Genomic DNA, 2026 nt, shown 5'->3' with positions numbered 1-2026 from the left:
CCTTTATGATGGCAGCCTTCAAATCGACAACAACCTGGTAGAAAATGCAATAAGACCGGTGAGCCTGGGCAGGAAAAACTATCTCTTTGCAGGAAGCCACGAAGCGGCGCAAAGATCAGCAATGATCTATTCTTTCTTTGCGATCTGCAAAAAACATGAGGTTAATCCCTACAAGTGGCTTAAATACACGCTGGAAAATATTATGTCCATAAACCACAAGAAAATTAAAGACCTGTATCCACAGAACTTTAAAAATATAAATGGTTAATTAAATATGTACTTTATAGGCTGCATACCAACAGTTGAGCCTATATTCGTCAGCCGCCATAACGCCAATGCAATGTTGGCACCAGTAAATTTTTCAGTCAAGTTGAACTTTATTTTTTTTTAAATAGTTTTCAAAGTTGTCATATTGGTCTTGGGTCGAAAGATAAAGTGTCCAATGCTTTGCGATTAATTCCCATTCAGTCAAAACAGCTTCCCAAACAATCTTTGAGTCGCATTTTTGCCAATATTGTCGAAAGGTTATTACCTCTTTGTCTAAAACGTCTGGGTCAACAAGAACACCTATTGGAACTTCGTGTCTATAATAGTTGATGTCCTGAGCAATTCTATTTAGCAACGATGAAAGTGTCTTTTGATTATTGTCTATGGCAAAAGATTTTTCAAAAAAATGTCTTGCTTCAAAATACGCTGTGATATTTAATTCTTTTAAAAACGCTTCGGTAGTGGCATTGTCAGAATAGAAAAATTGTTCCAATTGTCCAATCCATTTGATGTGTTTTGCACTGTCGCTTTTATATTGGTCTTTAAGTATTGGTAGAATAATTTCTTTGAAAAGTGAATGTTGAATTCTGATGTCTTTTTCCGATACTTCTGTTCCGTTATTGTATATTATTTTGTCGTCAGCGTCCAATGTCAAACTACAAATATTGTCAACGAATATTTTGATGTCATTTTCGTCTTGTTGTTTTAATAAGTCAATGTAGTCCACCAAAAGTTTATTAGCGGTTTTTTTTTGTCGCCAGCTACTCTCACTTGGTTGTATTTGTCCCAAATGTCAGTCAATTTGTTATGTGTTGTTGTGTCGTCCATTTTATTGGTGGTAACGTTTTGCAGCTTTGCGATGGTGGCGGTTAAGATAAATTTACTAAAAGATTTACAGGGTTGGATAAGAATTTTCCGCTACTTTTGCCAAGCCGTTGTTATTTGCAGTAGCTAGATTATTTTGTCCTGGGCTTCTAAACGAGCAAGTCTTACATTTTCTACAACCTTATTTACTCTCGGCTGTAAAAACCAAATTCCAACCGGTAAAAATAGCACAAGAAAAAAATCGCCAATGTATTGTCCTAGGCTTACCTCTTTACCGGTCTCAATGCACTTCAACAATTTCACAGGGAAAGCTAGACAATATAGAATAGCAAAAAAAACATAAAACATTGGAATAGCATAAATTCCCGAAAATGTCATTCCCTCGCCACTTGACAAAATGAGGATAGATATAAAGGTCCCGAGACAAATGAAAATATTTATAAGAAAGAAATTGAAGTTTACTTCAACTCTCTTTGGTAATAATTGATTTAATTCATTCCCAGTCAATATTGGCCATAATGAATAAATGATTGCACCCAGGATTCTGATAATCATGGTAGAGGTCGGGTCGCCTTTAATAGTGAAATTGTTAAGTATACAACCTACTATAATGATTAAAAAAAACTGCCAATGTTTTGTAAGCAGCCTACCAAGTACATCTTTTAAATAACTTTCACGATGTTTTTCTTTGCATAAAAGAAATATATGAGAACATCAGAAGAAAAAATGTTAGCAGTTGAGGCTTGGCGCACCAGTGGGCTTAGCCAGAATGAATACTGCAAGACCCTTGGAGTCAAACGTACCACTTTTGCCAACTGGGTATCGCGCAATAGACGAAAACAAGCTGTTCCCAATTTTGTTAGAGTTACCATCCCTCCAGTTGCTATTTCGACAGCTGTAGAGGTTATTTACCCAAACGGAGTAATTATCAAGG

The 2026-nt window shown here is 35.9% G+C and carries 4 protein-coding genes; 2 read left to right on the top strand and 2 right to left on the bottom strand.

The window, feature by feature from the left end; genetic code table 11:
* Nucleotides 1–268: IS66 family transposase (locus tag EZ449_RS22425; protein ID WP_131557664.1), on the top strand; the 268-nt coding region annotated here is incomplete at its 5' end.
* A gap of 93 nt (nucleotides 269–361) precedes the next feature.
* Here EZ449_RS22425 and EZ449_RS22420 read toward each other — a convergent pair.
* Together EZ449_RS22420 and EZ449_RS22415 are read right to left on the bottom strand one after the other, a co-directional pair.
* Nucleotides 362–1057 carry a hypothetical protein gene (locus tag EZ449_RS22420; protein WP_131563115.1) on the bottom strand — a complete coding sequence of 232 codons (696 nt, stop codon included), beginning with the start codon at nucleotides 1055–1057 and terminating at the stop codon, nucleotides 362–364.
* Between the two features lie 161 nt (nucleotides 1058–1218).
* Nucleotides 1219–1647, bottom strand: coding sequence for a hypothetical protein (locus EZ449_RS22415; protein ID WP_131563114.1), 429 nt, complete (start codon nucleotides 1645–1647; stop codon nucleotides 1219–1221).
* Nucleotides 1648–1797: 150 nt separating this feature from the next.
* Between EZ449_RS22415 and tnpA the strand changes: the two genes are divergently transcribed.
* Nucleotides 1798–2026, top strand: a 229-nt coding sequence (gene tnpA / locus EZ449_RS22410; protein ID WP_131561790.1) for an IS66 family insertion sequence element accessory protein TnpA, incomplete at its 3' end; no start/stop codon positions are given.

This window comes from Pedobacter frigidisoli (assembly GCF_004331675.1).
Classification (GTDB): domain Bacteria; phylum Bacteroidota; class Bacteroidia; order Sphingobacteriales; family Sphingobacteriaceae; genus Pedobacter; species Pedobacter frigidisoli.
Note: the sequence above shows the minus strand (reverse complement) of the source record. Positions and strands in the feature narration are given on the sequence as shown.

Bases quoted from the DNA above. Each gene is read 5' to 3' on its own strand.
- EZ449_RS22415 (WP_131563114.1), bottom strand. From the start codon at position 1,647: ATGATTATCAGAATCCTGGGTGCAATCATTTATTCATTATGGCCAATA.